This window comes from Streptomyces sp. (assembly GCF_035563135.1).
Classification (GTDB): domain Bacteria; phylum Actinomycetota; class Actinomycetes; order Streptomycetales; family Streptomycetaceae; genus Streptomyces.
In genome coordinates, this window is sequence record NZ_DATMVN010000876.1 from 1 (window position 1) to 5,739 (window position 5,739).

Annotated in this window: 5 protein-coding genes and 1 riboswitch; of the genes, 4 read left to right on the forward strand and 1 reads right to left on the reverse strand. The window is 71.1% G+C overall.

The features are described from left to right. Positions 1–928: ferric reductase-like transmembrane domain-containing protein (locus VN520_RS38690; RefSeq protein ID WP_325751643.1), on the reverse strand; the 928-nt coding region annotated here is incomplete at its 3' end. A 204-nt stretch (positions 929–1,132) separates the two neighbouring features. Beyond that, a riboswitch (cobalamin riboswitch) is annotated at positions 1,133–1,364 on the forward strand. Positions 1,365–1,560: 196 nt separating this feature from the next. On the opposite strand from VN520_RS38690, the gene VN520_RS38695 reads away from it, so the two are divergent. The 4 genes from VN520_RS38695 to VN520_RS38710 all read left to right on the forward strand — a co-directional run. Beyond that, positions 1,561–2,472: a hypothetical protein gene (locus tag VN520_RS38695; RefSeq protein ID WP_325751639.1), complete on the forward strand. Its 912-nt coding sequence runs from the start codon at positions 1,561–1,563 to the stop codon at positions 2,470–2,472. After that, positions 2,469–3,491: a cysteine synthase family protein gene (locus VN520_RS38700; RefSeq protein ID WP_325751640.1), complete on the forward strand. Its 1,023-nt coding sequence runs from the start codon at positions 2,469–2,471 to the stop codon at positions 3,489–3,491. The genes VN520_RS38695 and VN520_RS38700 overlap by 4 nt, the downstream gene beginning before the upstream one ends. Continuing rightward, positions 3,488–4,741: an ATP-grasp domain-containing protein gene (locus VN520_RS38705; protein WP_325751641.1), complete on the forward strand. Its 1,254-nt coding sequence runs from the start codon at positions 3,488–3,490 to the stop codon at positions 4,739–4,741. Before VN520_RS38700 ends, VN520_RS38705 begins: the two co-directional genes overlap by 4 nt. Next, positions 4,734–5,739: MFS transporter (locus VN520_RS38710; RefSeq protein WP_325751642.1), on the forward strand; the 1,006-nt coding region annotated here is incomplete at its 3' end. The genes VN520_RS38705 and VN520_RS38710, both read left to right, overlap by 8 nt.

Below are 5,739 nucleotides of genomic sequence, written 5' to 3' on the forward strand. Positions count from 1 at the left end.
CCCGTCCGCCGTCACGGCCGGAAACCGCCACGGCGACGAGCCCCACGACGGCCGCTGCGACGGCGACCCGCCCCGCCGCCCGCACCCACCACCCCGACCGGGCCGCGCCCCCGCCCGGGGAGCCCAGCCGTCCGGCCCGCCGGGCCGGTCTCATCAGACGGAGCAGCAGCAGCACCGCGACCGGGAGTTGCAGCAGCCACAGGACGGTGCGCGGCCACTCCCCGTACCAGACGTTGGTTCCGTACAGCAGCGTGTGCCACACGCTCAGCACGTAGACGACGATCACGAACCGATGCAGCCGTCGCCAGGCGTTCGCTCCGATGCGGTGCCGGACGTAGAACAGAAGCCCCAGCGGAATCGCCAGGTACAGAGCGCCCTGTCCGAGCGGAATGGCGATCTTTCCGGTTCCGGAGTCGTACCAGCCCGGCACGAAGGTGTCCGCGAAGGCCACCCACAACCGTTCCGCCCACGCCACCTTCGTCTCGTAGCGTACGAGTTCCGCCGCGAACATCAGCGCGTGCGCGAACATCAGCGCCATGGTCGTCAGGCTTGTGGTGCGGTGCCAGCGCTCCAGTACCTGCCGGGAGACCGGCAGCCGGGTGGGTCCTGGCCCCGACAGCAGCAGACCGAGCATGACCGTGCCCCAGGCCCACAGCAGACCCGACCAGCCGAACGCCTGGCTGAGCAAGTACATCCAGTAGGTGCCGGGGTCGTCCATGAACGGCATGACCGCGACGGTGTCCGAAGCACCCGACTCCATGCGCGCGTACAAGAACGCGAACACGAGCGCCGTGACCACCACCGCCGCGGTGGCGTCCGGCAGGGCCGAGCGCAGGTCGCCGCGCAGCGCGCCGCGGTCACCGGGAGGACGTTGCCGTCCGGGCGGGACCGCTGCCCCGTCTTCGTCCGACCTGGCGTCCGACAGCATCAGGGCCTCCCGGGCACGGAGCACCGCAGAGACGGTGCGCATGGGGCGTAGGGCAACAAGTCTGGCTGAGGAGGCGGTGTTCCCGCAGGCAGTATCCGGCCAGAGTCGCCGCGAGGAGTGTGCGGGGACGCTCCTTGTTCTGCCTCGCCCTCACATTCAGGACAACCGCCGGAGTCCTCCTGTCGCAGACATGCGGGCGCCCCTACGCTGATGCACGCAGTCGGTTCGCGCCTCCCGTCCGCCCGGACGCCCGGTGGCGCGACGCAAGAGGGAACCCGGTGCGAATCCGGGGCTGTCCCGCAGCGGTGTGGGGGAACGAAAGCCGTCGATGCCACTGGGTCCGCGTCAGGGCCGGGGGTAGGACGGCCGGTAGGTGTCCGCCCTTTTCGGCGGACGTGCCCGCGAGTCCGAAGACCTGCCACTGCGTCCGCGTCCCGCGCGGGCTGTGCACGTGTGACCTCGTGGACTGGGTCGGCGGTATGAGCGGTCGTACGTCGTGCGTGTGACCGCGCCTCCTTCCCTGTCGGTGTTCAAGGACCGGGACGGAGGAGGAATGCGTGCGTCACCCAGTCGGTTCTCTTCGGGTACACCGTCCCTGGGGCGACGCGCCGGCCGGCGGGCCGGGGCCGATCATGCCGAGGTCCGTCGTGCCCGCCCGCCAGGGGCACCATCCATCGGGCCGCACCGTGTCGGGTGTCTGCCACGGCACTCTGGGCGAGCTGTACCAGGGCCCGTCGCGACCGGACACCGAGCCTGAGATCGCGGTGGTGTCCTTTCCCGTGGACCGCCACTCGTGGGTGTACTTCACTCCGAGGGCGACGGCCGGTCCTCCGCCGCATGCGCCGCCGCTCGGGGAGAAGTCGGTGGCAGCGGCCGGGCTCTTCCTGGACCACTACGGCCTCGCCTTGCCACCGGGCGACTGGCGTACCCACTCCGAACTGCCGGTGGGCGTGGGTATGGCCAGTTCCACGGCGGACATCGTGGCGGCGCTGCGCTGCCTGTTCCGCGTCTTCTCCCTGCCGTACGACATGGACGTGGTCCTCGGCATCCTGGCGGACATCGAGCGCGCTGACAGTGTCTTCCTCGACGAGTTCGCCCTGTACCTCAGCGGCCGGCACCGGGTGGTGCGGCGGCTGGGAACGGACATCGGCTTCCACACCGCCTTCGTCACGGAACCCGGCGCGGTGGACACCGCCGCCGTCACTCCCCAGCTGCTGGACCACTACCGGCGCCGCGGCGAGGAGTACCAGCGGTGCCTGACCGATCTGGTGAAGGGCTTCGATTCGGGCGACCCGGCTGCCGTCGCCCGTGCCGCGACGATCAGCGCCGCGTTGTCCCAAGAGGTGCTGCCCAAGGAGACCTTCGGCAGCCTGCAAGCCCAGCGTGAGCGGTTCGGCGCCGACGGCGTCTTCGTCGCTCACACCGGCTGCCTGGTCGGCTACCTCTTCACCTCGCGCCTACGGCCCGAGACCAAGTCCGAACTGTCCGCGTTCTTCCACTCGCTCGGCCACCAGTGCACCTTCGCCCAAGGAGGCTACGGGTGATCCACCCCCACATCGCCGACGCCCTGAGAGTCCCGGACCTCGTCCGGCTCACCGACGGGCTGGTCCTGCTGCGGTTCGAGTCGATGAAGATCTACTCGGCCCTGGCGGCCGTCCGCCATCTGCTGGATCGGGGCACGGTCCGCCCCGGCCAGACACTGATCGACAGCTCCAGCGGCATCTACGCCTACGCCCTCGCGCTGGCCTGCCACCGGTACGGCATGCGGTGCCACATCGTCGCGTCCACCACCGTCGACGCCACCACCCTCGTCCAGCTGGAGATACTCGGCGCCACGGTGGAACAGGTCAGCCCGTCGCGGAACCTCAAACTCGACCAGGAACTCCGGGTGCGACGGGTGCGCGAGATCCTCGCCGAGCGTCCCGGCCACCACTGGATGCGCCAGTACCACGACGACGTCCACTACCTCGGCTACCACGAGGTCGCCGACCGGATCGCGGCGGCGTTCCCGTCCGCACCGCTGACCGTCGTCGGCGGGGTGGGTTCCGGAGCATCCACCGGCGGCCTCGTGGAGCGCCTGCGCACCAGGGACCCCTCGGTGCGTCTGGTCGGCGTCCAGCCCTTCGGCAGCGTCACCTTCGGCAGCCAGGACCATCACGATCCCGAAGCGATCATCGCCGGCATCGGCTCGTCGATCGTCTTCGACAACGTCCGCCACCGCCTCTACGACACCGTGCACTGGCTGGACTTCACCCACGCCATGTCCGGGGCTGTCGCCCTGCTGCGTGAGCACGCGGTGTTCGCCGGACTGTCCACCGGTGCCGGCTATCTGGCGGCGACCTACGAGGCCCGCCGCCACCCCGACCGACTGCACCTGGTGATAGGGGCCGACACCGGACACCGTTACGTGGAGCGGGTGTTCGCCCGGCACACCGAGGCCCTGGACCCGGCCGCGCTGAAGCCCGTCGAGGTCCGCGGTCCGCAGGAGATGACCATGCCCTGGTCGAGGATGACATGGCAGCGCACTCCCTGCCCGGCCCACCGGAAGGAGCGGGCGGCATGACCGTGGCCTGCCTGGAATCACTCACCTTCGGCCTCGGTCACCTGGTCCGCGCCGCCGACCTGCTCGGCGAGCGTCTGCTGCTGCTGACCCGGGACCCCGCCTACTACGCCTACGAACTGGACCGGCTGCCCGCCGGCGCCCTCGACGTCGTCGTGACCGACACCTTCGACGTGGAGCGGGCCGCCGGTCTGCTCCGGCGCGCCCCGGGGCTGCGCGGGCTGATCAGTTCCACCGACACCTGGACCCTGGCCGGCGCCGACCTCACCGACCGCCTCGGCCTGCCCGGTCTCGACCCGGCCGTCCTGCGGCTGACCCGGGACAAGGCCGCCGTACGCAACCGGCTGCACGAGGCGGGCCTCACGCGCGGGAGGGCCCTCCTGAGCGTCGGCCAGGACTGCGAGGCGCGCAGGCTGCTGCTCAAGGAGGTGGGACTGCCGCTCGTGCTCAAGGACACGGCGGGCACCGGAAGCCAGAACGTGTGGCTGGTCCGGGACGAGGGCGAACTCGATGAGGCACTGGCCGAGGCGTCCGGCCGGGAACTGAAGGGGCGGTTGTTCGCCGAGCCCTATTTCAGCGGCCCGGTGTACAGCGCCGAGACGCTCACCTGGGACAGCCGCACCCGGTTGCTCGGGGTCTCCAGTCGGCTGATGTCTCCGGAGCCGCGTTTCCGGGAGGAGATCACCGCCTTTCCCGTCGCCTTCCCGGGCCCGCAGCGGACATCGCTGGAGCGTTGGCTCGACCGGGTGCTCGCAGCCATCGACTACACCGACCGGTTCGCTCACGTCGAGTTCGTCCTTACCGCCGACGGCCCGGAAGTGGTGGAGGTCAATCCCCGTATCGGGGGCGCGCTGGTCGGGGAGGGCATGTGCCGGGCTCTCGGCGTCAACGTGTACGAGGCGATGATCGAGGCCGCGCTCGGCCGCCGTCCCCAGCTGATGGACGCGGACCTGCCCGGGGGCCCGGCCGTCGCCTTCGTTCTCGGCTACCCGGCCGCACCCGGCGTGTTCACCGGCGTCACCGGGCTCGACCGGCTCACCGGCATGCCGGGAACGCCCGCCTGGTACCCGGTCAAGCAGGCCGGCGACCCCGTCGAGCACCTGGGCGACAGCCGCGGATACGCGGGCATCGTGTACGCCGAGGCGGAGACCGCCGAGCTCGCCACCCACCGCGCGGTGGCCGCTGCGGGCGCCCTGCGTGTGCTCACCGACCCGTTCCCCGGCCCGGCCGGCCGGGAGGCGCCCGGTGGGTGAACGCACCACCCGGGAACCGGGACTGCGGGCCGCGCTGTTCCCGCTCGCCGGCCCGCTGCGTTTCCTGCTGCTCAGCTCCTTCCTCATTCCGCTCGGCAGTTTCATGGTCCTGCCGTTCATGTCGGTGTTCCTGCACGAACGGCTCGGGATGGGGCTCGGCGCGGTCGGCGTCGTCCTGGCCGTGGCATCGCTCGTGCAGTTCTCCGGCGGCATCGTCGGCGGAGCCCTCGCGGACCGGATCGGGCTGCGGCGCACGATGCTGTGGGCACTCGTCGTACGCACCGCAGGCTTCGCCGGGCTCCTGCTGGCCCTGCGCTGGCCACCCCTGGCGATCGGCGCGCTGGTCCTGACGTGCTGCGGCGCCGCGCTCTACCTGCCCGCGAACAAGGCGTACCTGGTGCACGGCGTCGGCGACGAACGCCGCCCGGCGTTCCTGTCGGCGGGCAACGCGGCACTCAACGCGGGGATGGCCATGGGCCCTCTGATCGCCGGGCCGTTCGTCCTGTCGTCGCCCGGCTGGCTGTTCGCGGCCGTCACGATGCTGTTCATCGCGGTCACGGCGGGACACGCGCGGCTTCCCGGAACAGGCGGCACACACCCCACCGAGCCGGAGGACACGGCCCGCCCGGGCCTCCTGGGCGGCATGGCACTCCTGCCGTTCGCCGCCAACGCGCTGGCCTTCTACCTCTACTTCCACTTCCAGCACTTCCTGGCGGTGTACGCGGTCGAGCGCGCCTCCAGCACGTTCTACAGCGTGGTGCTGCTGCTCTGTTTCACGCTGGTCATCGTCGTACAGCCGCTCGCCTCCGGCCTGATCCGGCGCATGCCGTACGCCGTCGCCCTCACGGTCGGTTTCACGGGCCTGGCGATGGGACTGGCCGTGCTGGCTGCCGGCACCCGAGCGGCGCTGCTGGCGGGCGGGACGCTGATCACCCTGGGCGACATCGTGCTGTTCCTGAAGAACGACTTGGAAGCGCTGCGCCGCAGCCGCCGCTCCG